Genomic DNA, 24,708 nt, shown 5'->3' with positions numbered 1-24,708 from the left:
TTATTCTTCTTTTATTGGTAATACTAATTGTGCTTTAAAACCTTCACCTCGAATAAATTCCATGGCACCACCGATTGCTTTGATCCTCGCCTCCATGCTTTTTAGCCCAAGTCCAAGAACCATTTCTTCTGGCAAGCCTACCCCGTCATCTTTATAGTCAACGATGACTTGATCACCTTTTTCTGAGTAACAAATCTCCACAGCCTTAGCTTTTGAATGTTTAATCGTATTTTGGATGAGCTCCATAAAAATTCGATACAATCCAAGCTCTTTTTCCCATGAAAGCTTAGTAGAATTTGAAGGGAGGTCGAGTGCAATTTCCACCTGCTTAGAATCATTAATTTGGTCAACCATGCTCTCCAATGATCTTAACAACCCGAATGCCTCTAACTGATTAGGCATTAGATGATGGCTAATCTGGCGTACCGAAGCGATAGATGTTTCAATTATGTTACGAACGTTGCCAATAGAAAGTCCTTTGGATTCTAAGGATGGATGCATTTGTTCCAGCCGCATCAAATGCATTTTGGCAATAGATAGGGTTGCCCCCAATTCATCATGCAGATCTTTGGCTATTCGTTTTCTTTCAGACTCTTGCACCTCCATATTGGATTGTAACAGCTCTTTTTGATGCTTACTTCTCAATTCCTCACGCTCTAACTGTTGGCGAAAGAGGTTTTTTTGAAAATGCTGATTGAGGAGAAAAACTCCAATAGCAATGACAAATACCACTAAGACTAGTGGCAATAGGATACTTAAGAAACTGATTTCCTGGGTCGATTCCATAGTCCGATAAAAAAGCAGAAATACATAATTATCGAAAATAATGCATAGATGAACCATGTATAGCGAACAAGTGGTGTTCTAGAAAAATTGATGATCATGTTTCCAAAGTAGAAAACAAGCAGACTCGAAGCATAGTAAATGAATAATCCGGCATTTATCCAACTAATGCTTTTAATAATCGCCATTCTTTTCTCCTTAACTATATCGTTCATTAGAAAGACAAATGTTGTTAAGGATAAAATAATTATAAATACCGCCTCAACACTGAGTGCATAAGAATTAAAAGTGTAGATATCCTGAATGAAAATCGAATTAATTATTGAATAGAGCACAAAAACTCCTGCCAGTATCCAAAGGATTTTTGGCTTGATTAGCCCATCAAAAATTTGATTGTAGAAAAAAACCAAACATATAAACCCCACTACGGTATAAATATGCAGCAGAGGCATGTTGTTTTCCCCATTATGATAAAGAAGAGAAGCAATCACCTGAACCAAAAAAGATATAATGACGAACCATGAGAAATATTTCATCTCTTTAGGCAATTTCTTATAAACATACAATGTGTAGATGCCCACAAGAAACGTCGGAATGTCAGAATAATCAATAATGAACTTGGCGATTGCTTCGAACATTTTATTAATTATTTAGTGGACTGTTTGGATCACATGCATTTGGACAAGGTTTGCTAAAGTCAAAGACATATGGTCCATCACCATCAGCCAACTCACCATCACCTCCGTCATCTCCGTCATCTCCAGAGTATGGACCATTTAGAATAACATCTGTACCAGGTACTCCTGCACTAAGTTTTGCCCCTTTTACTGGCGTCAGATAAATTTTAAACTCTCCAGTAGATTCATCTAGTCCCATATAAATCCTTACATGACGATACTTTGCTTTCTTGAGCACATTCATCTTCATTCCCATCACCTCAACTAAATCAACAGATCTAATCGTGAAAGCTCTAATTGGATCGATTCCCAATGATGCTTTACACAATGAGTCATAATACTGTACATTTTGCTCTGCTGTAGCCAAGGAAACGGCATACATCGAAGAAGTCGAATCTTGAATAACAAATGGTGGTCCATCAGCTGTCTCTTCTGTAGCTGATTGCTGCGTCTCTTGGCAAGAAATAATTGCCATGATCAATAATACTCTTAGTAGGTTTTTCATAGTTAAATAGTTTAAGTAACAATTCTAATCATTATCGAGGCTATTAATAAAGAGTCATGTGAAATTCAAGTAATTCTTTCCATGCCAAAATGAAAAAACAGGTATTTCTACCTGTTTCATAAAAGGGTTATTTCTCCTCTAGTAAGCAACTTCATAAGGATTCAACTTTACACTATCGATTTAGGAAAATTTCTAATCCATTCGATGGAGTTAATCCGAAAATCCTTAAGAGTAGGAATTATTAAAAGTTTTAAAATCTTATGTCTGGAATCAAAGTAGATTTTGCCGTATATGGGGCTTTAAAAAATGGGAATGAGCACAACGGGTTGGCAATGGATGTAAAATCTAAGTTGCAAGAGCTCATCAATCAAAATAACGGTATTGTGACTATTACTAATAGCTACATGGGCGGAGATCCATGCTTGGGAAATACCAAACAATTTGGAGCGCAAATCCGTCGAAAAGGCAGTGTTTTCCACTACGCATGTCTTGAAGGGCAAACAATAGATTTTGAACAAGGAGGGGTTTTAACGCAATAAATAATAAAGATACTCATAGCCTAGGAAGACTTACATCTACCTAAGTAACTCAATACTCTTCGGTAAAGACCGAAGGGGTAGCTGGTTGGGAATAGCTCTCCGTTTGGGGGGCTTTCTTTTTTTTGACTATTACCAAAAACGGATAAAAATACCTGTTTTCGAATTCGCGTATTTACCCCCTTTTATTGGAAGTTCGTTTTTCGAAAATTTGCTCTTAACAATCTCATATTAGTTGGTTTTCTAATGACGGAATGCTCACCAAAACGGTGGGCTTTCTTTTTTTATTCCAAGCAGAAGTAATCCTATTTTTGCAGCTATGAACTACGTTAATCTAGATATACAAAATGGAGTCGGTACAGTAGAGTTCTTTACCGAACAAAGCAATTCGTTGCCTGGTGAGATTTTAAAGAAACTGGCAGAAACCATTACGGAGGCTGGGGGAAATCCTGAAATTAAAGTTATCGTCCTTAAAAGTGGAGGTGACCGAACATTTTGCGCCGGAGCAAGCTTTGATGAACTGATCGCTATCGAGACCCCAGAGCGAGGAAAAGAATTCTTTATGGGCTTTGCCAATGTGATAAATGCAATGCGGAAAGCTCCTAAGTTCGTCATTGGCCGACTTCAAGGAAAGTCAGTAGGTGGAGGCATAGGACTTGCCGCATCTGTAGATTACTGCTTTGCAACTAAGCATTCAGCCATAAAACTTAGTGAACTTGCATTGGGCATCGGTCCGTTTGTTGTAGGACCAGCGATTGAAAGAAAAATGGGTCTTTCGGCAATGTCTCAAATGGGAATCAACCCAGATGAATTTTACGACCCTCAATGGGCACAGGCAAATGGACTATTTGCTAAAGTGTGCGAAGACGCCGAAGAATTGGATGCTGCAGTAGAAGCTCAAGCTAAAAAATTGGCTGCTTACAACCCGGAGGCCATGGCTGAGCTAAAAAAAGTTTTTTGGAGAGGAACGGACCATTGGGATGATTTACTTTCCGAAAGAGCAGAAACCAGTGGAAAACTTGTATTATCCGATTTTACAAGAAACTTCATTCAAAAGTTTAAAAACAAGTAATTAGACTGCGAAAGACTTGATGGTACTTGCAAGTACCATCAAGTCTACTTGTTCTATCGGGTGCTTGCTATCTCGTATCAGTTCAAAATCACAGTTGGCTATCCACTGCGCTACCTGTAAAGTCTCTTCTTGCGAAACCATATGATCCTGATCTGCCAAACACAACTTGACTGGTATTTTGATATTCACCAAAACAGCTTCTTGCATAGGCCTAATTTCTCCCAACTGCAACATGAAATCAGCAGTTTTTGAAAGTAGTTCTTTCCAGTGACCACCGTGTCTTCTTTCAAGCGCTTGAGCAAACTTTGGCACTTTAGATTCTATTACATCCGGATTTAGCTGTTTGACTTCTCGCCCAGCGATTTCAGAACTCCACTCCATCTTAGTACCTAGTGTGACTAAAGATTTAATCTTACCAGAATTATCGGCTGCATTTAACAAGGCAATGAATCCACCCATACTGTATCCGAAAACATGGGACGGCTCCCCAATCTCATCAAGTTTGTGATTCAGCTGGGAATTAAAACTATCTATTGAAAATTCGTCTGTATCCGACGCAAGTCTTCCATGTCCTGCAAATTCCAAAAGATGAATTTCAAAATCATCTTTAAGTTGTTCTTGCAATGGTACCAGCTGATCAGCACCGCCAATCGCACCATGTATAAGGATTAATTGCTTCATTGGATAAATTTATATTTTTACGAAAACCAAATTTATGTTTCTTCGAAAGCTTTTCAATTCAGAGAATAAACTTGCTTGGGTACTCGTAGACCTAGTAATCGTAATCTTTGGGGGTTTATTGCGCTTTTCTTATTCAACAATATGCAGCTAAGGAAAAGACATTAAAAGAAAAAGAAAAGATCACCTCAGCCATTAAATACGAATTAGAGTTTTTTAGAGTTGTTATGCCTGGTAGAGCTAGTTATTCAAATACCCAAGCTTCCAAATGGAGGGAAATTTATAATGAAGGTAGATATATCGATTTCTCAGGTTGGAGATTTATAGAACCACAATATAACTATCAAGTCATTCAACATGCCTTCAGTATTCAGGATACAGATATCATAAGCTTCGAACTGAATAAATCTTTACATCAAGTTTATCAGCAAGCTAAAAGAGTAGAGCATATTGAGAGAATAATGACCCAACTAGGCTTTCGCTATCAATCGATCCCGGGTGACGCAAACTCCGACGCAATTGATTACCAAATCATTTGGAACAGAAATTATGATGACTTCAGAAGGCTTTACCGAGCAATGATGGAGCGTTCCGAAGACTTAAGCTTCCTAGCACAAGAGGCAGCCAGTTCCCTTGATATTGTAAATGCTGAGTTAAAACCATCATCAAAAAAACAAATCGAGGAAGATTTAATTATTGAATATGTTGATGATTTAGTAACTAATGAGGAACAAGCAGTAGTTGCAGTTGGTCAAGCATTTCCAGATTTTACAGAAGAAGAAATAAGGATCATGTATCGAAAAGCTACCGGGACTTACGAAGAAGAAGTTCCGGCAGAATCGGCAAAAGAATAATCATAAATACATACCTTTATTCGCTAAACCATTAACCTTACTTTCATGTATTTCAGAAATATCATGAGCTATGGAATTGCATTTCTCATAGCTCTCTCAGCAATTGCGCAAAGTCGAATAGAAGTATCCAATGCGACTGATGGTACATTCAGTCAAAAGTCTGTTCGCAGTTTAAATTGGATGAATGATGGACAATATTACAGTGCATTGTCTGACAATAAAATCATTAAGTACAGTGTACGAACAGGAGAAGAAGTTGAAACAATTGCAGATGGGAATACCCTAGGTCTTGAGATTTCTTCATATAGCTTCAATGATGATGAATCCATCGTCTTAATCATGACCGATCGTCAATCGATTTATAGAAGATCATACACTGCCATTTTCTACCTGTACAACAGAGAAAAAAAATCTACCACCAAGCTTTCTGATGGAAGGCAATCGTACGCTACTCTTTCACCTGACAACTCTAAGGTGGCATTTACAAGGGACAACAATTTGTTTTACGTTGACATAGCAACCAGCAAAGAAGTAGCTGTTACTAATGACGGAAAGTTCAATTATGTAATCAATGGAAGTTCTGATTGGGTATACGAAGAGGAACTTTACTTGACACAGGCATTTGCATGGTCGCCAGACAGCAAAAGACTTGCATACTACCGGATGGATGAGTCTGGAATAAATGAATACAATCTTCAACTATGGAAAGATGGTGCCAACTATCCTGAAGATTATCGATACAAGTACCCAAAGGCTGGAGAAGAGAATTCTGTAGTAGAGATATACACCTACGAGCTTTCAAATGGATCAAAATCCAAAGCAGATATTGGTGCCGATACAGATATTTACATACCAAAAATTTACTGGACAAAGAACCCTGAATTACTTGCTGTCCAGCGACTAAATCGCCTCCAAAATCAACTGGATATCTTGCATGTGAATGCAAAAGACGGTAGCTCCAAAGTTATACTTACAGACAAAAGTGATACGTACATAGATTTTACTTTTTGTGACGATCTGACTTACTTGGATAATGGCAAGCAATTCATTTTTAGTAGCGAAACAAGTGGTTATAAGCACTTCTATTTATACAACCTTGATGGGAGCTTGGTTAATCAAATTACAAAAGGTGATTTTGAAGCACACACGCTTGTTGGAATTGACCAAAAGAAAAAGACGCTTTACTATGCCAGTTCGGAAGACTCCCCACTTGAGTCCCATCTCTATTCAGTATCCTTTTCAGGAAAGGGGAAAAAGAAACTCACAAACAAGGCAGGCAGGTATAGAATAAACATGAGTGACGATTGTAGCTATTACATGAGCTATCATTCATCAGCTACTACGCCTTTGAACGTATCATTATATCAAGCAAAAGGAAATGAGCTGGTTAAAGTAATGGAGGACAACGCAACTCTAGCTAAAAAAACTAGCGATTATGGCTTTGTTGATAAGGAATTTTTCCAAATCAGCAACGATAATGATGATCAACTGAATGGGTTCTTTCTCAAGCCTGCTGATTTCGATGAGAATAAGAAATATCCGTTGCTAATCTTTCAGTACAGTGGGCCGGGGTCTCAAAATGTATCAAATAGTTGGGCGGGAGGTCACTTTGTTTGGCATCAGTACCTTGCACAGAATGGATACATTGTAGCAGTCATTGATACTAGAGGCACAGGTTATCGAGGCGAAGATTTCAAAAAGACGACATATAAACAGCTTGGTAAATATGAGACGGAGGATCTGATCTCTGCGGCTAAAACACTAGGTGGATATTCATACATAGATGAAAGTAGAATGGGAGTATGGGGTTGGAGTTATGGTGGTTACATGTCTTCACTTTGTATTCTGAAAGGCAACGATGTATTTAAAACTGCAATAGCGGTTGCACCTGTAACCACTTGGAGATACTACGACACCATTTATACCGAGCGCTACTTGCAGCGCCCTCAAGACAACCCAAGCGGGTATGACGACAACAGTCCAAATACACACGCAAATAAACTAAAAGGTAATTTCTTGCTTGTGCATGGCACAGGTGATGATAATGTGCATTTCCAAAATTCGGTGGTCCTGCAGGAAGAATTAATCAAAGCAGGCAAGCAGTTTGATTCATTCTATTATCCAGATAAAGCGCATAGCCTGAGGGGACGAAGGGGTCACCTTTACCAAATGATGACAGATTTTATCATGGAAAAGCTGTAAGAATTAGTTCTTAAATCGATCCAATCTTTTACAGTTTTTGATAGCAAAATAAAGCGCCTTTCCTATCGCAAGGAGAGGCGCTTGATCTTTACCGTAAATATGTATTTCTGAAACCCATCCAGATCCATCGTTGGAATCAAACTCTATTTTCTTTCCTGGTGAAACGAGGGTGATCCTCCAACCTCCTTCAGCAAAGTCCAGGCTCATTTTCTCTTCATCTATATCAGCCAACCAGAAGTCATAGATAAGCCACTTCCCCTCCTCGCCTAAAAACTTTCTTTCATACTCAAGATTGCAATCTTCAAAATTGAGGCGATACGACTTTTGCTCATAATTGAGAGATTCCAGAGCGGTGATTTCATCGGTTAAAAACTTCACAGTATCGGCCAATACTTTTTCATCAACCTGAGATTTTGCAGTTAGCACAGCCAACAATGCAAACGCAAACACAATTTTTTTCATGTTCCATTATTCGCAAGAGGATCAAGAAGGTTCTGTAAATGTTAAAAAAGAGACATTGATTTTTTACCAGAATAATGCGAACGGTTTCTCCGCAAACCGAAGCATTTGTAACTTAGCGCACCCAATAAAATAATATGTCAAAAACAGCAACTGCCCCAAAGAAGAAAGCTTCCTCGATTGATTGGAAAGAGATAGCTCTTAAAATGCTCATCTCCAGAGCGATGGACGATCTAGAGGAAAATAAGCTAGTGCCAGAAAAAAAGGTATTGTATCAATTTTCTGCTAGAGGACATGAATTAGGCCAATTGATATTGGCAAACCTGCTGGACAAACCCAAAGATTCTGCTAGCGCGTACTATCGTTCCCGACCACTTATGATTGGCCTTGGTCTTTCGGTTGAAGACGCTCTTGCTGCTCCACTCACAAGATCTGGTGGATACAGCGATGGAAGAGACATAGGTGTAGTGTGTAACATGCCGAAATCAGATAGAGGATGTGTGGTTCTCCCAATGGCAGGAGATGTAGGAGCACAGTATACCCCTGCAATAGGCTGGGCTCAAAGCATAGAGTACCATGCAAAGACATTAAAAGACAAAACTTACAAAGATTCCATGTCCGTGATTTTGGGTGGAGATGGATCTGTTGCTACAAATGGATTTTGGTCGGCACTAACAATTGCGACTACTCAAAAACTACCGGTTCTATTCTACATTGAAGATAATGGCTATGGTATCTCGGTGACCAGTGAATTCCAGACTCCTGGCAAGAACATCGCAGAAAATCTCGCATCATTCAAAAATCTAGATATCTGGGATGGAAGTGGTACTGATCCCGAAGAAGCATATAAACTATTAAAAGCCGGTGCAAACCATGTGCGATCAAGAAAAGGGCCTGCATTGGTGAGGCTTAAAGTACCTAGACTCAACGGCCACTCTTATCAGGATAATCAAGCTTATAAGGATGAGAAACTTCTAAAGAAAGAGAGAGCTAACGATCCATTGAAATCCATGGAAAAGATGTTTAGCAGCAAGGAGTGGATGGCGCTTCAAGAAGAAGCTCAAAACATTGTGGACGAGTCCGTGACAGCCGCGTTAAGCAGACCAGCACCTGATACTAATAAGATCAAAAAATTCGTCTTTTCAGAGCCTGATGAAGTACAAGGTATCGGTGGGTTACGTCCATCAAATCCAGATTTTCCTCCAAGCAGTGAAGAACCTAATCCGGATAAGAGAAGAATAAACATTGGAGAGGCGATCAACTTGGCGTTGGATTATGAATTAAAAACCAATCCAAAAGTCCTGGTTTTTGGAGAGGATGTAGGAATGAAAGGTGGTGTGCATGCAGTGACAATGGGACTGCAATCAAAGTACGGAGAAGATCGTGTATTTGACACTTCACTTTCTGAAGAAGGAATCATTGGTAGAGCTGTAGGTATGGCCTACGGTGGATTAATGCCTGTAGCAGAGATACAGTTTAGAAAGTATGCAGACCCTGCGATGGAGCAACTCAACAACTGCGGCACCACGCGATGGAGAACAGCCAACAGATTTGCTGCTCCAATCGTGGTTCGTATGCCTGGAGGATTTGCGAAAGTTGGAGATCCTTGGCACTCTGTTACAAATGAAGTGATGTTTGCGCATGCCATTGGTTGGCAAGTAGCTTTCCCAAGCAATGCGCAAGATGCTGTTGGCCTCATTCGATCAGCCATGCGTTCGGACAATCCAACCATGTTTTTCGAGCATAGAAACCTGAACGATAATCGCTACGCCAGAAGACCTTACCCAGGTGATGAGTTCGTCGTTCCATTTGGAAAGGCTAGCCTTCTTCGAGAAGGAACTGACATTACCATTGTGACATGGGGCGCCATGTGTGAGGCCTGTGAGGGTGCAGTAGACGAGACCGGCATTTCAGCAGATGTCATCGATCTTAGAACAATCATGCCATGGGATAAAGAAGCGGTGCTAAGCTCTATTAAGAAAACTAATCGATGCCTGATTGTGCATGAAGATGCGCTAACAGCAGGATTCGGTGCAGAGATTGCAGCTGTATTGGCTTCTGAAGGATTCAATCACCTGGATGCCCCAGTCGAGCGAATTGCGATGCCTGATATTCCACTGCCTCACAACGTACCATTGATGGAATCTGTAGTGCCTAATGTGGAGCGAATCAGTGAGAAGATGCAGGAGATTGTGGCGTTCTAAGTGATTCAGTTAAAACTAAATAGCACAATTGAAAAATTCAATTTATACCTCAGAGGACTAACAAACGAAGGGAGCGCAGATTTATATAATTCTCCATTCAGAGTACTGTATTTTCTCAAAATTTTCAGTCGAAAGCCATTCTTGGGATATGTATTCGATGATAATTTTAGAATTACGCCAAATTCGTTACTTATGAGTTGTTACATACTTGTCGGCAAACTTGATATAAAGAATGATCAGACATTTCTTTATATCAGAACTATCTTCTCCAAGATTCTCTTAATATTCTTATTAATTTGGTTCGGATTTATCTTAGGATTAAGCTTATACTTTTTTGTACAGAAAGATTATGCTGAATCATCTATCCTCCTGGGATTTGGCTTCTTTTCATCGATCATCATTACAATCAATATTCTATACACTAAGAAGCGAGACGTTCAATTAATTAAGAAAGAATTAAAAGAATTGATAGATGAATAAAGTTTCTTGCAATCAATGATCCATTTCTATATTAAATGGAGAGCCGATCTGAATAATTTTGATATGAAGAAACTATTTACCCTCTAACGATTACTAGCTCAGATATCTCATCTTGCACTGCCTGTGATTTATTCTGATTGTACCACTTTTGAAGAGTGACCTGAAATTCTTTGTACGGCTCACGATCTTCACGTTCGCGCCAGTTCCAATACATTTCTTGGGCTTCTTTTGGTCTTGGTCCCCAATCGAATTGGACGTTTAAGTCTTCATCTAATGCAATAAGCTTAGGAATAGACCTACCTCCTTTTGTAAGAAACTGATCCATCAGGTCTAAATTATCGTCTCGAAGAACGATTCTTAATTCAATTTGTGGATTTAAATCCGCCAGCTTTGAAATAAGAGGGACAGAATTTGCTGCATCACCACACCAGGTTTCAGTAATCAACAACCAAACTTGTTTCGGCAATGCCCTAACCTTTTCTTCTAATTTATTGTCAATCACAGCTGTTTTACCAATTCGCTTAGAGCGCTGCGCATTAAGCTTGGTATAATAAATCAAGTCTTCATTTTGCTGACCAGAGGTCTTGCCTTCCTCGGCGAATGTGCTCAAAATATTTTGATATTCTTCAGCAGAATACGATTGATTCAGTGAATCAGCTATGATTGATTTAAGGTCCATTGAATATGTATTTAAACCAAATACACGAATTCGACCTTAAAAGTTTTTGAGTCTTATCATTTAAAATAAAAAGGTACGCCGGCCGACGTTTTTACACTAAGTATTCCTCGGCTACTTCGATATATTTTTTTATCTGATCTGGCTTACCAATACTCACGCGGATATGATCCGTCATCGTTGGCCATTTGGTGATCAATATTCCTCGATTCCTTAATTTATCAAGCAGGTTGCTCTCAAATCTATCGTCTCTTGAATACACAAAGTTGGTTGAGGATCGATTATATCTCACACCCCACTTGTCGTATGCTTCGTACAATAGAGATTTGCCCTCCTCATTTTTAGCAATGCACATATCTAAAAAATCGGGATCATCCAAGGAGGCACTAGCAGCAACGACGGGAGGCCAACCCGTTGACAGTTCAAATCCGAGATGACGATTTCTTAGCGCATCAATGTTTTTTTGCTGAGATACAGCATAACCCATACGTAAACCAGCTAGTCCGTAGGCCTTCGAAAAGGTACGGCATACTACCAGGTTTGGGAGCTCATTTATAAGAGACAACATACTGCCTTCTACTCCTGCAACTGAATACTCCATATAAGCTTCGTCTACACATATCAACACGTTTGATGGAACGTTGCGACAAAATCTTTTTAAATCTTCCGTCGGCAACTCGGTACCTGTTGGATTATTAGGATTGCATATAAATACAAGTGTAGTCTTCGAAGTAATCGCATCATTTAATGCATCAAGGTCTACCCTATCATTTGCATCCAAGTTGACCTTTCGAATGCTTGCACCAGCTCTTTCTCCGAACCTTAATGCCGTTGGAAAAGTGGGGAAAGGTGTCAAGATTTCCCCTTTCTGCAATCCGACATGCTGACCCAGCAAACTTAGAACTTCTGTTGATCCGGCAGTAAGCAAGAAATTTTCTCGACTAAGATCATTTTTAGCAGCTAACTTATCTTTCAACTCCTCAATCGCTTCATCAGGATATCGATTCATGAATTTCATTGCATCGTTGATTGCTTTGCGTGCGGACTCGGAAGGACCATATGGATTTTCATTCCAGTTTAAAAGAATCAGATTATCTTTTTCTCTTAGTGACCTTGGTTTTTCACTGGCACACCCAACTGCAACTGGTGACCCTGCTAATAATATGGATGCCGAAGCAAATAAACTCTGCTGAAGCCATTGGCGTCTATTGATGCTCATGATTTTAGGTAGGTGGGTTAGTGTTTAGTAATTTAATGAATTGAATCAAGCATACCATTGAAAGATCAGACTTGTATATCATGCGGAAATAAATTTTCAGGCAAATTCTGCAATGCATGTGGTGAAAAAATTATTACCAAAGAGGATAGAAAACTAAAGCACCTGCTTGCAGAGTTCATTAATGCCATAACCTTCGCTGACAGTAAATTTTGGAGGACGCTTAAGATCATTCTAACCAAGCCAGGTAAATTTTCCAGTGATTATATAGCTGGAAAACGAAACAGCTATATGAAGCCAATAGCCTTGTTCTTCTTAGCTAACCTTGTTTATTTTCTTTTTCCACTATTTAGCACATTTAACAATAGCCTTAAATCTCAAATTACGGATGAGAATTTCGTTCACTCGAGGTTAGCAAACCAAATGGTGATGGATAAAATCAAAGAGCGTGAAATAAGCCTAGAAGAATATGCCATCACTTATAACATAAAAACGTCAGAGCTTTCTAAACTGCTTCTCATCACTATGGCGGTATTTATAGGTCTTTTCTTCTCCCTTATTCATATAAAATCCGACCTTTCACTTGCGGACCATTTTGTGGTCTCACTTGAACTAATGACGTTTGTAATTCTCTTCGCAGTCCAATTGCAAGGAGGAATACTGTTATTACTTCATTCATTAGGATTGCTGATTTCCAGCAATGGTTTAAATGAAGTGATCATAAGCTCTACTGTTTCCTTAATGCTATTATATTTCTTCCTTAGAATGCAGGCAAACTTCTATGGAGTAAGCGGGTGGAAAGCAATTTTAAATAGCCTACTCTGTTTTGTCAGCTTTGTATTTGTACTCTTTGCGTATCGAGCATTTTTATTTTATGTGACCTTTTGGTCATTTTAGTTTAAGACTTTGGAAGATTTAAGGTAAAGGTGGTTCCTTTTTCCAGCTCACTTTCGCAGATCAGCTTACCTCCATTCATTTCAACAAAATCCTTTGTAATCAGAAGACCAAAGCCATTGCCTTTTTCTCCTTTTGTTCCCGACTTTATCTCAGGATTTCCGGTCTTCACAAGGTTTTCGTACCACACAGGATTCATACCTACACCATTATCACGAACGTGAACTGATATTTCCTGATCTTTCGAAGTGGTGTAAATCTCAATTAAGCCTTGCTCATGGCTAAACTTTATTCCATTCGATATTAAATTTCTTAGAATGACTCTGAACATATCTCTATCAAAAAAGATCATCTCACTATTAAGATCAGTTTTAATATCAATTTTTTTGTTCTGAGCTATTGATTTGAGCTCATCCTTGACCTCACCTACAGCGACTTTTAAATCAATATTTTCTTTTTGGACATGGATCCCATCAAGTTGCTTATAACTCCAGTGTAACAGGCGCTCCATTATAATCAAACTCTCTGATAGCCCCACTTTTGTTCGCTGAGTAAACTCAGTCATTCTTTCGGGATCTAGCAGGTTTTTTTCCAATAACTCTATCAGACTTGAGAGATTTTGAAGAGGATTTCTCAAATCATGAGCCACTAACGAGAAAAGCTTATTCTTCAAATCGTTGAGTGATTGAAGCTCATTTTTTTGATTCTCTACTTCAGCCATTGTCTCCTTCAGCGAATGAGTTTGCCGATCTACCTCCTCTTGAAGTCTACGATTGACACTTCTTTCCAGTATAAGCTTTTCTTTTTCTGCATTTTTAATTTTGTAGCCTACAAAAACGGAAAATAGTACCATCTGAGTGGTCATGCCTCCATAAATGAGAAGTTTCAAGTAAGGTCTAATTTCAAATTCACCATCCAGTTGAGTAAACCATAAAATGATGTATGCAATGGATGCCAATAGCATTGGCAAGTTTATGTACATAAATAATGGTGCAAGTTTTTCTTTTTTCCAGAGTGAAAAGCTGACTACTAAACTTAATACAATAGCGAAAAAGGCAAGAAATGCTGCAGCATAGGCAACTAACTGACTAAATTCTTCACTATTCCAAAAGATTAGGTTTAGAACTTGTATCGTACAAAAGAAGTACGCCACGAAGCTTGATAAATGAAAGATTTTAAACCAACCTGGGTATTTTTCTTTATCAAACCCAATGAAAGAACGCACGAAAAGAAGTGCCCCGATAGTAGTAACAAGAGCTGTCACTACAGATATATTACTTAGCAATTCGTTGTTCTCATCCCCCATGAGGGGTAATGAAATGTGAGCCGCCAGGCCAAAGACCAATATGCAGAAATGAATGAAAACCTTATGATTCAGCACAAAATAAAGTAATAGGCTACTCATCCCGAGTATTGCAAACACGGATGAGAAAATTACTGTGGTATTAAAATCAAAAAGTTCTGGGGAGGTCACATTTTATCTGATAAAGCAACAAATTAATAAGAACCTGAAAGACTTCTCCACATCAATGCCTTAAACTTGCCCATACAAATACTTTACAAATAAGCTATCTAAACTTTTCCCATCATGCATTTCTTGCTATTGGAAATAAACACATCAGTATGAAAAAAGTCTATTACTTATCTACCTGCACCACCTGCAAACGAATAATGGATGAATTAGGAAATTCAATCTCAGATTTTGAGAAACAAGACATAAAAACGAATAAGATGACATTTGATCAGATCGATGAAATGCAGAAAAGAAGCGGCTCTTATGAATCATTGTTTTCTAGAAAAGCGATGAAGTATCGCTCAATGGGTCTTGGAGAAAAGGACTTAACGGAAGATGACTATCGCAACCTCATCCAGGAAGAATACACATTTCTAAAAAGACCTGTTTTTTTAGTGGCTGATCAAATATTTATCGGTAACTCTAAAAATGTAATTGAAGAATTGAAGACAGTCTTGTAGTATTGATTCAGATAAATCCTTGTATTGCTTCGATGAGTCAAAATCTAATTGTGACGAATGATTAAAGTATCCATTTTCACATCAAATGGCTTAAAGTAATACTTTAAGTGTAAGCATCTAGTAGCAGTTAAGCAGAATACTTATATAGAAATCCGTGAATTTATAGGGTAAAACCTCTCAATTGCTCGCCTAAGTTTGTATCGTACCAAACCCACCAATGGTTATGTTACTGAACGCACTTATATTAAACACCGTACTTTCACTGTTTATTCTTCAACCGAATAATGCCAGTCAAGGAAATGAATCTGCTGCTGCAAAAGTTCAAGCAGGTCAATCAATTATGGAAAATGTATTTGATCGATTTCATATTAATTATGAAATGAGTCGAACACACAAAATTGGGTATTACAAAGAGTCAATGTCAGACACCCAATCCATTTATTACTTAGCAGATGGAATAGTAGATATTTATATACCATCAAATCTGAATCAAGTTGAAAATGCTTCAATAAGTCCTATTAAAACAAGAAAAAAGGCCTTTAAAGAAATAAAAGAAGAAAATCTTCTTTTCGGTAATGCGAGCGATATGGCTCGATCATCGATTTGGAGACCAAATTCATTCCTTAGCGAAAAAAATAGAGACGACTATGTTTTTAGCTATTCTGGAGATTCAATACTAAATGAAGTTGAGGTTTCTGTCGTAACATTCAAGCCTTCTAAATCCAATGGTCTGGCTACAGGTAAGATTTATATCGATAAATCAAGCTTTGCAATTCTTAAAATTGACTATCGCCCAATAGTACACCATTCTAAATTTTGGAGTACCGTTTCATGGACGGAGGAGTTTCAATTTAAAAAAGGAGCCTATGAACTTTGCAATGTAAGATTTCATGGTGTAAGCATCGAAAACAACTTCCAGTATGACGCCATATTAGTTATGGATCAGCTTGAGGTTTTAAGTAGACTTCCACAAGACTCTACGTTTATCAAAGAAAATGTATCTCTTTTTGAAAAAGCAGACGACGAGTTTTCGGAAAGTTTTTGGGAAGGGTATGACTACCTCAAAAGATATCTGAATTCAGAACCTCAGTGGCTTTCTAAAAACTGATATCATTTAAATCTCGTATGAGATTCAAATGATTAAATATTTGCCCCTTGTATTTTTATTTTCATGTGGAATCGATCGTGAGGTAAATCGTTTATCAAATGAAGATGCACAACTTGTAGAAAGTTATAAGGAGCTTTACGAAACCCATCAAGTACAACTTAATTCTTCGAATGAGTCTGGGGAAAAGTTAACACTTTGCCTACGCTTTGTTGACAATATTCATAAACAGCCCGTAAGCGGTAAATCAATCCACTTTTATCACGCGGATATCAATGGAAATTACAATCCTACTGTTTCAGGTGATGAATCAACTGCTCGACTTAGTGGTCAAGCAATAACAGACAATAAAGGCCGAATTTTGCTTCAGACCACACTTCCTGGTGATTATGGAAGTTCTTCAGATAACCGTCACATTCATACAACAGTTTTCGGAGCGCGTCCAGAAGCTTATGACATCCACTTTAAGCAATATACAGACCATTTAGGCGCACAATTTATAAATGGGAGTGACCAACATTTTTTAGCTGACTTAAAAAAAGACAGTGAGGATAATTTGATAGCTATTCTGACCATTGAAGTCAAAAATCCCTAATTTTCTTTCATGAATCGGATCGATAGGCTCAACGCACTTTTAATCCACTTACAAGGAAAACCGAGGGTTCCAATTTCAGAACTTGAGGAACGTTTTGAAGTTGGTAGAAGAACTATTTTCCGAGATATACGCTCGTTAATCGATTCTGGTGTTCCGATTGGCGGTCATGCAGGTCAAGGCTATTTTATCGTCGATGGATATCACTTACCGCCAGTTGTCTTTAATAAAGAAGAGGCAAGCGCCATTTTGATGGGTGCAAAGTTCATTGAACGTAGTGCAGATCCCCATACTATTCAAACTTTTGAAAAAGCCATGTTTAAAATTAAGGCTGTACTGAAATATTCTGACAAGGAATTTCTTGACAACCTTGACGATAGAATAGCTATACGACCAAGCGCCTCTCCAAATCCAACTCCTGATTCTCACATAGCAGAAATTCAATTGGCTATTGCTACCAATAGACTGATTCATATCACCTATTACTCTCAATACAATGACACTACGACGCAAAGAGAGGTAGAGCCCTTAGGTATGGTTTTTTATTCAGGAAGATGGCATCTTATCGCTTATTGCAGATTACGTAAGGATCTAAGAGACTTTAGAGCAGATCGTATTCAAAAAGTAAAGCAACTAGCTGAAAACATAGATCCAGCGAAGCATCCTCACTACTTAGATTTTCTGAATGAAGCACTATTAGGGACGGATGCCAACGAAGCTACAATAGTATGCACTGCAATGGCCTTTCGCTTCATGGGCGAGCAAAAGTATTACCACGGTTTTGTTGAGGAAAAAAAATTAGCAGATGGTCGATATGAAATGAAGTTTGTCCCTCCATACTATGATTACTTCGCCAGATGGTTGATGATGTATGGAAATGAAGTTGAAATCACTTCTCCATCAGAGCTGCAGGGCAGAGCAGCCACCTTTGCAAAAGAACTTCTATCGCATCACAGTGCTCCATTTTTGGCAAAACACTAACACAATGAAATTCCTTGTTACCACACTCTTACTTTCAATATCAATCGCAGTATCCGCGCAAGACGGACAACTAGCAATCGATCGACAGGTATGGACAAAATTCACCAAGGCTTGGGAAGCCAATGACGCCAACGCTTTTAATGCTATTCACACAGATGATGTATGGCGCATCAACCCTGGAAGATTGCTGATAGGCGATCAATATAAAAGTCGTAATACTGATCGAATGAAGGGACAGGAAAAGAATTCGATTATTGAGTTCTCTTTTGAGTCACGAAGTATAAACGGTGATAATGCGTATGAGGTCGGATATTATAGGATAACTCGAAAAGATGATAAGCAACAATTTGTCGGTAGATTTCATGTAGCTCTAGTGAAAGTTAATGGGGCCTGGAAGATCACACAAGACTGGGACACCGATGAAATAAATGGAGTAAAGCTCACCCCAGAAAGCTTAAAAAACAGAGAATTTATGCACTTTCAATAAAAATTTTGATCCCAAATTTAGTAGTGACATAGGGCTGTCACTCGTACTTATTCCTTTGCTTCCACAATCTAAAACACGCAATTATGGAAGCAACAATTGAAAAATTTGATCTTAAAAAAGCAGACAAGAATTACTACTCTGCCAAGAGAAAGCCAGAACTTAAAGACCTGGACAGCTATTACTACTTGTCTTTATCTGGAAGATGTGATCCGCAAGCCGATGAATTCCTTGAAGCAATTGATAAACTATATGCAGTTGCCTATGGTATAAAGTTTATTTGTAAAGCAGAAGATATGGATTTTGTGGTTCCCAAGATGGAGGGATTTTGGTGGATTGACGGAGGTTTGGAAGCCCAACATAAGTTTGCACAAACTCCACCAGATCAATGGAACTGGAAAATAGTCATTCGTATGCCAGATTTTGTTGAAGGTGATCACTATTACAGAGGTGTTCAAAAAGTAAAAGCTAAAAACCCCGAGCTACTTAAAAACGATGATGTAAAATTTGAGCTTATAAACGAAGGGTTATGTGTCCAAGGACTACATATTGGATCTTTTTATGAAGAAGAACCAACCATCGCGGGCATCATGACTTTCATTCAAGAAAATGGACTACAAGTAAATGGATATCATCATGAGATTTATCTTAGTGATCCTAGGAAAACACCTGAAGAAAAGTTGAAAACGATTCTCAGATACGCGGTTAAAAAAAAGAGTCATGAATAAGAATATTTTAGGCTTACGAACTGTAATCTATTTGGTACCGAATCTTGCAGAAGCCAAGAAATGGTACATAGAGGCTTTTGGAAAACAGCCATATTTTGACGAGCCATTTTATATAGGTTTTGAAATTGGTGGATACGAGTTAGGTCTATTTCCAGAATATGAAAATCAGAAAAGAGGTGATAATGTAGAGGCGTATTGGGGAGTGAATGATATTAAAGCAGAACACAAACGCTTTCTGAAATTAGGAGCAAAAGAGCATACACCAATTAAGGATGTGGGTGGTGGAATTGAAGTGGCAACAATTCTTGACCCATGGGATAACCTAATAGGACTGATATATAATCCACATTTTAAATTGTCATGAAAACAATTGAAAACTTCATCTTAGGACTCGATGGCCAACAAAAAGCCATCGTTTCCTTTTTTCATGAACGATTGACTAATTATCATGACCTAAGAGGGAAGATCAGCTACAACATTCCAGTATACTATCGAAAAAGTTGGGTTTGCTACCTCAACCCAATCAAGAAAAATGGCATTGAGCTGGCTTTTACAAAGGGATATCTCTTATCGAACGACCAAAACCTCTTGCAAATGAAAAATAGAAAATATGTAGCCGGCATAGATCTCTATGAAATACAAGAAATTCCTGAAAGATCCATAGATGAAATTATCCAAGAAGCCTTAATAATCGATCAGATGTAGTCGGGCAAAGGCATTTACATTTTAAGCAAATTACTTAACTAAGATCTACGTAAAATCCCCTAATTTCTACCATAAAAATAGAAGTGAACGTTAATCTCATCAAAATTTATTTCACCCTACTTTATCTTACTAGATCAATCCACGTTCATTTTCTTGGAGATTTCAGAAACAACAACGCACACCAAAATTATTACACTTCTTGACGAGGCGTATGAAAGTCGAATAAATGATCTCAAAAGAAGCATCGAACTTGCCGAAGAGGCATTAACGCTAAGCAAAGAAACATCTGATAAATCATGTATAGGTAAGTCTTTATCGCATCTCTCATTGTTTCATATGATTATTGGAGATTTTGATCTTTCAATAAATATGGCGAATGAAGCGATAGAGAATTTCGAAGAATTAAAGGACGAAAAGGGAATAGCTGACGCCAAGTATACAATAGCAGGAGCCCTTTATAAAACCGATGATTACAGTCGAGGACTCAATAATTTGATTGATTGTTTATCTACTTATAAAAAGCTTGGTGATTATCACAACCTGGCGCGTGTACAAAAGTCGATGGGTACCATTTATGAATACATGGGTGATATCAAGAGTGCCACACAGACGTATGAAGAAGCAATTGAATCCGGTAAAAAAGCGGGTGATTTGAATTTGCAGTCCAACGCATATAACCCTTTATCAGGCATATATCTCAACCAAGGAAATATAAGTAGGGCACTAGAGGTAATTGAGCAATCTAGAGCCATCAAAGAACAAACAGGAGATGTACGCGGATTAGCTTTTGCTCTTTATGGACGTGGGAAAGTGTATACGCTTACCGATAAATTTGATGAAGCAGAACAAGATTTTCTAGAATCAATCAAGATTCATGAGGAAATGGGTGAAAAGCTTGGGTGGGCAATGAGTCATCACAAACTCGGTGCATTGTATATCCGGATGGGTAGGCTCGATGATGCTAGAGAAACATTGATAAAAGCGCTTGAATACAGCAATAAGAACAAGATCATCCTTATCAAGTTTAAAGCCAACCTCCTCCTTCATGAAATAGCTAAGAAAGAAGGAGATTTTGAACTTGCACTCAAATACCTCGCGCAATATGTTGACGAAAAAGAAAGTGTCATCAACGAAAGAACAGCTAAGGTTATTGAAAGCTACGATGTGATCTCTAAAATGCAAGCGTTGGAATTGGAAGCCAATTCTCAGAGGGAAAAAGCAGATATCATTGAAAAGAAAAAGCTGGAATTAGATTCATTCTTTTATCGCATATCTCATGATTTGAAAGGGCCAATCACATCTTTGATGAGTCTTAACTATGTAGCAAAATTGGAGGTGAAAGATGAAAATGCCTTAAAGTTTATTGGCGAATACGAAACTCAAGCCAACCGACTCAATAACATTTTAGATGGGCTTTTAAGACTAACTAAAATGTCCTTTAACGAAGATTTCAAACAAGAAATTGACTTTGAAAAGATCGTTTATGACTGCATAGCTTCTTACAAATTCCTAACTAATTATGAGTTAGTAGAATTCAAAATAGATGTAGATCAGAAAATAAAATATGAAGCTGAATGGGCCCTTGTTAATACGATCATTCAAAACCTCATTGAAAATGGCATCAAATATGCCAGAATTGAAGAAGGGAATAAGCCATTTATATCAGTATCTGTTCAAAGAATTGACAATAAAATTGAAATAACCGCTTCAGATAATGGCGTAGGCATGGATGAGGAAACAGTTGACAAAATATTTGTCATGTTCTTCAGAGCGAATAGGAAAATTGAGGGGACAGGCCTTGGTCTACATATCTTAAAAAGAGCTGTAGAAAGACTCGAAGGCGATGTTTCGGTTAAAAGTAAATTGGGGGAAGGTACAAACTTTAAGATCTCCCTTCCCGCATAATTCTTACATGTGAATTGGTCTGTTCTCAGTAGCAGCTAATGCAGCCTCTTTGAATGCTTCCATATACGTCGGATGTGCATGTGACATTCTTGAAATATCTTCAGCAGAAGCTCGATATTCCATTGCAGTAACTCCTGCAGCAATCATATCTGCCGCTCGAGCACCAATGATGTGAACACCTAAAACTTCATCTGTGGTCTTATCAGCAAGAATCTTAACCAATCCTTCAGTATCCATACTCGCTCTTGCTCTTCCTAGTGCTTTATAAGGGAATTTTCCTGTTTTATACTGTCGGCCCTGTTCTTTCAATTGCTCTTCAGTGTATCCTACAGAAGCAACTTCTGGCCAAGTATAAACAACACCTGGAATGAGATTATAATTAATATGTGGTTTTTGTCCGACAATGGATTCAGCAACAAAAACCCCTTCCTCTTCAGCCTTATGTGCAAGCATTGCTCCTTTCACAACATCACCTATAGCATAGATGTTATCAACATTTGTTCTCAAATGATCGTCTACTTCTACTCTTCCACGATCATCCATTTTGACTCCTGCTTTATCCAAACCAAGATTGTCTGTATATGGTCTTCTTCCAATGGATACTAAACAATAATCTCCTTTAATTTCTATCTGCTCTCCCTTCTTGTTTTCAGCTTTTACAGTAACATTCTTACCCTTTTTCTCAACTGCAGTCACTTTAGTGCCTAAATGAAATTCAAATCCAATTCCTTTCAGAGACTTTTGCAATTCTTTTCCCATTGTAGAATCCATAGTCGGGATAATGCTATCCAGAAATTCTACTACAGTCACTTTTGCTCCCAAACGAGCATAAACAGAGCCAAGCTCGACTCCAATCACACCTCCTCCTATTACGATCATGTGCTTTGGAATTTCTTTAAGTTCCAACGCTTCTGTACTTGTGATTATACGATCCTTATCAAGCTTGATAAATGGTAGACTTGCCGGTTTAGATCCAGTAGCAATAATGACCTTCTCTGCAGTAATCTTTTTCTTGTCCTTACCTTCAATCTCAATGGTATTTTTATCCAAGAAACTACCCATGCCATGAAAAACCTCAATCTTGTTTTTCTTCATTAGATAGTCAATTCCATCTGTATTTTGCTTCACCACATCAGCCTTTCGATCAATCATCTGTTTTAGATTAACCTTTGGCTTGTTGATATCAATTCCATGAGTTTTGAAAGTATGCTCCGCATTATGAAAATGCTCAGATGAATCGAGTAAAGCCTTTGAAGGTATACAACCTACATTTAGGCATGTACCTCCAAGAGTATCATACTTTTCAATGATTGCGGTTTTAAGTCCAAGCTGTGCACATCTAATTGCTGCTACATATCCACCAGGACCAGAACCTATTACTACTACTTGATAATCCATTCTATTTAGATTTTAGATTAAAGTGATTTTAAAGAATTGAGTTTAAACTCCAAGAAGAAGTCTCGTAGGGTCTTCCAACAATTGTTTAACTCTTACCAGGAAGCTAACAGATTCTCTTCCGTCAATAATCCTGTGATCATACGAAAGCGCAACATACATCATCGGCCTCACTACTACTTCACCGTTCTCAACCACCGCTCTTTCAACAATGTTATGCATACCCAGAATAGCAGATTGAGGAGCATTAATAATTGGCGTTGACATCATGGAGCCAAATACCCCACCATTCGTGATGGTAAATGTTCCTCCTTCCATCTCTTCAATGCTAAGCTTATTGTCTCTAGCTTTTGTCGCTAACCTTATTACTTCTTTCTCAATCTGAACAAAATTCATTGACTCAGCATTTCGAATAACTGGTACAACGAGTCCTTTAGGAGCAGATACAGCAATGGATATGTCGCAATAATCACTAAAGATCATTTCATTTCCATCAATTTGTGCATTCACTGCTGGCCACTCTTGTAAAGCAACACAAACTGCCTTAGTGAAGAATGACATAAATCCTAATCCTACCTCATTCTTTTCTTTGAATTCTTCTTTGTACTTCTTTCTAAGATCCATGATCGGCTTCATGTTAACCTCATTAAAGGTTGTCAACATTGCCGTTTCATTTTTCACTGAAACAAGTCTTCGAGAAACTGTCTTTCTCAATGAAGACATTTTTTCTCTGCGCTGATCTCTACTCACGCCACCTCCAAACACTGGAGCCTCGAACTGCGGCTTTGCTGGTTTATCTTCGGCTTTTGGCGCCGACTTTTGAGCACCCATTGCATCTTCCTTAGTGATGCGTCCATCTTTACCTGAACCCTTCACATCCGATGCTGCTATTCCTTTTTCGTCCAAGATCTTGGCAGCAGCTGGAGATGCATGTCCGGTGGCATAGGTTTGGTTGGCAGATGTTGAAGGTACTGCAGCCTCTGCTTCAGGCGTGCTAGACGCTGGTGCTGATGGAGCTCCTCCTTCCATAACTTCAATCTTACAGATTAAAGCACCTATTTCAAGCGTATCACCCTCTTGAGCTATAATTTGTAATTTCCCTTGAGCTTCGGCAGTAAGATCGAAAGTTGCTTTATCAGATTCTATTTCAGCAATTACTTCATCAAGTTCCACAAAATCACCATCACCTTTCGCCCAGTTAGATATAGTGACCTCCGTAATTGATTCACCAACTGCAGGGACATTCATTTCCAAAACCTCTCCTGTAGACTTTGCTTCCGAGGTGGTCTCTGAAGCTGCTGATGTAGAATCTGAAGCGCTTGCAGGTGCACTTCCGCCACCAGAAGCAGACTCATCGATCTCACAAAGAACTGCACCTATTTCAAGTGTGTCTCCTTCTTGAGCTTTGATGCTAAGCTTACCAGCTGCTTCTGCAGTAACTTCAAATGTGGCTTTGTCAGACTCAAGCTCACAAATAACTTCGTCCATTTCTACAAAGTCACCATCGCTTTTTGTCCATGATGCTACGGTCACTTCAGTGATTGATTCACCTACCGCAGGAACTTTCATTTCAAGACTCATTTTATTCTTGTTTTATTTTTTA

The 24,708-nt window shown here is 38.4% G+C and carries 26 protein-coding genes; 16 read left to right on the top strand and 10 right to left on the bottom strand.

The window, feature by feature from the left end; translation table 11 throughout:
- The 3 genes from ACY650_RS11570 to ACY650_RS11560 are packed head-to-tail and all read right to left on the bottom strand — an operon-like array spanning position 1 to position 1,965.
- Positions 1-786 (bottom strand): sensor histidine kinase, encoded by a 786-nt coding sequence (locus tag ACY650_RS11570; RefSeq protein ID WP_462247651.1) that lies wholly within the window; start codon positions 784-786, stop codon positions 1-3.
- Entirely contained in the window at positions 756-1,421 is a 666-nt protein-coding gene (locus tag ACY650_RS11565) for a hypothetical protein (RefSeq protein WP_462247649.1), read from the bottom strand. Before ACY650_RS11565 ends, ACY650_RS11570 begins: the two co-directional genes overlap by 31 nt.
- Positions 1,422-1,425: 4 nt before the next feature.
- Entirely contained in the window at positions 1,426-1,965 is a 540-nt protein-coding gene (locus tag ACY650_RS11560) for a hypothetical protein (RefSeq protein WP_462247648.1), read from the bottom strand.
- Between the two features lie 260 nt (positions 1,966-2,225).
- Between ACY650_RS11560 and ACY650_RS11555 the strand changes: the two genes are divergently transcribed.
- Entirely contained in the window at positions 2,226-2,504 is a 279-nt protein-coding gene (locus ACY650_RS11555) for a hypothetical protein (RefSeq protein WP_462247647.1), read from the top strand.
- Positions 2,505-2,820: 316 nt separating this feature from the next.
- Complete coding sequence (locus ACY650_RS11550; protein ID WP_462247646.1) at positions 2,821-3,573, top strand: enoyl-CoA hydratase/isomerase family protein; 753 nt, start codon at positions 2,821-2,823, stop codon at positions 3,571-3,573.
- Here the strand turns inward: ACY650_RS11550 and ACY650_RS11545 are convergent, their stop codons facing one another.
- Complete coding sequence (locus tag ACY650_RS11545) at positions 3,574-4,254, bottom strand: alpha/beta fold hydrolase (RefSeq protein WP_462247645.1); 681 nt, start codon at positions 4,252-4,254, stop codon at positions 3,574-3,576. It lies immediately after the preceding gene.
- Between the two features lie 107 nt (positions 4,255-4,361).
- On the opposite strand from ACY650_RS11545, the gene ACY650_RS11540 reads away from it, so the two are divergent.
- Positions 4,362-5,105, top strand: coding sequence for a hypothetical protein (locus ACY650_RS11540; protein ID WP_462247643.1), 744 nt, complete (start codon positions 4,362-4,364; stop codon positions 5,103-5,105).
- A 45-nt stretch (positions 5,106-5,150) separates the two neighbouring features.
- The gene (locus ACY650_RS11535) at positions 5,151-7,307 is read left to right on the top strand and encodes a S9 family peptidase (RefSeq protein WP_462247642.1); all 2,157 of its coding nucleotides are present in this window, start codon (positions 5,151-5,153) and stop codon (positions 7,305-7,307) included.
- 3 nt (positions 7,308-7,310) lie between these two features.
- On the opposite strand, the gene ACY650_RS11530 is transcribed toward ACY650_RS11535, so the two are convergent.
- Positions 7,311-7,769, bottom strand: a complete 459-nt coding sequence (locus ACY650_RS11530; protein ID WP_462247640.1) for a hypothetical protein — start codon at positions 7,767-7,769, stop codon at positions 7,311-7,313.
- A 134-nt stretch (positions 7,770-7,903) separates the two neighbouring features.
- Here ACY650_RS11530 and ACY650_RS11525 point away from each other — a divergent pair, with 134 nt between their 5' ends.
- Both ACY650_RS11525 and ACY650_RS11520 read left to right on the top strand, forming a co-directional pair.
- Entirely contained in the window at positions 7,904-9,970 is a 2,067-nt protein-coding gene (locus tag ACY650_RS11525) for an alpha-ketoacid dehydrogenase subunit alpha/beta (RefSeq protein ID WP_462247639.1), read from the top strand.
- A 192-nt stretch (positions 9,971-10,162) separates the two neighbouring features.
- A complete protein-coding gene (locus tag ACY650_RS11520; RefSeq protein ID WP_462247637.1) occupies positions 10,163-10,450 on the top strand; it encodes a hypothetical protein in 288 nt (95 codons plus the stop codon).
- A 76-nt stretch (positions 10,451-10,526) separates the two neighbouring features.
- Here the strand turns inward: ACY650_RS11520 and ACY650_RS11515 are convergent, their stop codons facing one another.
- On the bottom strand, positions 10,527-11,129 hold the full coding sequence (locus ACY650_RS11515) for a thioredoxin family protein (protein WP_462247635.1): 603 nt from the start codon (positions 11,127-11,129) through the stop codon (positions 10,527-10,529).
- Positions 11,130-11,220: 91 nt separating this feature from the next.
- Entirely contained in the window at positions 11,221-12,345 is a 1,125-nt protein-coding gene (locus ACY650_RS11510; RefSeq protein WP_462247634.1) for a pyridoxal phosphate-dependent aminotransferase, read from the bottom strand.
- A gap of 57 nt (positions 12,346-12,402) precedes the next feature.
- On the opposite strand from ACY650_RS11510, the gene ACY650_RS11505 reads away from it, so the two are divergent.
- Entirely contained in the window at positions 12,403-13,239 is an 837-nt protein-coding gene (locus ACY650_RS11505) for a DUF3667 domain-containing protein (RefSeq protein ID WP_462247632.1), read from the top strand.
- Between the two features lies 1 nt (position 13,240).
- On the opposite strand, the gene ACY650_RS11500 is transcribed toward ACY650_RS11505, so the two are convergent.
- Positions 13,241-14,710, bottom strand: a complete 1,470-nt coding sequence (locus ACY650_RS11500) for a sensor histidine kinase (protein WP_462247630.1) — start codon at positions 14,708-14,710, stop codon at positions 13,241-13,243.
- Positions 14,711-14,859: 149 nt separating this feature from the next.
- Between ACY650_RS11500 and ACY650_RS11495 the strand changes: the two genes are divergently transcribed.
- The 9 genes from ACY650_RS11495 to ACY650_RS11455 all read left to right on the top strand — a co-directional run bounded on the left by ACY650_RS11495 (position 14,860) and on the right by ACY650_RS11455 (position 21,710).
- Entirely contained in the window at positions 14,860-15,210 is a 351-nt protein-coding gene (locus ACY650_RS11495; RefSeq protein WP_462247628.1) for an arsenate reductase family protein, read from the top strand.
- Positions 15,211-15,433: 223 nt separating this feature from the next.
- Positions 15,434-16,318, top strand: coding sequence for a hypothetical protein (locus tag ACY650_RS11490; protein WP_462247626.1), 885 nt, complete (start codon positions 15,434-15,436; stop codon positions 16,316-16,318).
- A 28-nt stretch (positions 16,319-16,346) separates the two neighbouring features.
- Positions 16,347-16,910, top strand: a complete 564-nt coding sequence (locus tag ACY650_RS11485; protein ID WP_462247624.1) for a dioxygenase family protein — start codon at positions 16,347-16,349, stop codon at positions 16,908-16,910.
- Between the two features lie 9 nt (positions 16,911-16,919).
- Entirely contained in the window at positions 16,920-17,888 is a 969-nt protein-coding gene (locus ACY650_RS11480) for a helix-turn-helix transcriptional regulator (protein WP_462247622.1), read from the top strand.
- 4 nt (positions 17,889-17,892) lie between these two features.
- Complete coding sequence (locus tag ACY650_RS11475) at positions 17,893-18,375, top strand: YybH family protein (protein WP_462247620.1); 483 nt, start codon at positions 17,893-17,895, stop codon at positions 18,373-18,375.
- A gap of 83 nt (positions 18,376-18,458) precedes the next feature.
- Positions 18,459-19,100: a GyrI-like domain-containing protein gene (locus tag ACY650_RS11470; protein WP_462247618.1), complete on the top strand. Its 642-nt coding sequence runs from the start codon at positions 18,459-18,461 to the stop codon at positions 19,098-19,100.
- Positions 19,093-19,464: a VOC family protein gene (locus ACY650_RS11465; RefSeq protein WP_462247616.1), complete on the top strand. Its 372-nt coding sequence runs from the start codon at positions 19,093-19,095 to the stop codon at positions 19,462-19,464. The genes ACY650_RS11470 and ACY650_RS11465 overlap by 8 nt, the downstream gene beginning before the upstream one ends.
- Complete coding sequence (locus ACY650_RS11460; protein WP_462247614.1) at positions 19,461-19,805, top strand: DUF1801 domain-containing protein; 345 nt, start codon at positions 19,461-19,463, stop codon at positions 19,803-19,805. Before ACY650_RS11465 ends, ACY650_RS11460 begins: the two co-directional genes overlap by 4 nt.
- A 153-nt stretch (positions 19,806-19,958) precedes the next feature.
- The gene (locus ACY650_RS11455) at positions 19,959-21,710 is read left to right on the top strand and encodes a tetratricopeptide repeat protein (protein WP_462247612.1); all 1,752 of its coding nucleotides are present in this window, start codon (positions 19,959-19,961) and stop codon (positions 21,708-21,710) included.
- Between the two features lie 3 nt (positions 21,711-21,713).
- On the opposite strand, the gene lpdA is transcribed toward ACY650_RS11455, so the two are convergent.
- Both lpdA and odhB read right to left on the bottom strand, forming a co-directional pair.
- The gene (gene lpdA, locus ACY650_RS11450) at positions 21,714-23,108 is read right to left on the bottom strand and encodes a dihydrolipoyl dehydrogenase (RefSeq protein ID WP_462247610.1); all 1,395 of its coding nucleotides are present in this window, start codon (positions 23,106-23,108) and stop codon (positions 21,714-21,716) included.
- A 42-nt stretch (positions 23,109-23,150) separates the two neighbouring features.
- A complete protein-coding gene (gene odhB / locus ACY650_RS11445) occupies positions 23,151-24,686 on the bottom strand; it encodes a 2-oxoglutarate dehydrogenase complex dihydrolipoyllysine-residue succinyltransferase (protein WP_462247609.1) in 1,536 nt (511 codons plus the stop codon).
- Positions 24,687-24,708 lie beyond the last annotated feature (22 nt).

The sequence above is a fragment of the Ekhidna sp. genome (genome assembly GCF_963691765.1).
In the GTDB taxonomy this organism is placed as follows: Bacteria; Bacteroidota; Bacteroidia; order Cytophagales; family Cyclobacteriaceae; genus Ekhidna.
This window is presented reverse-complemented; position numbering and strand designations above follow the sequence as displayed.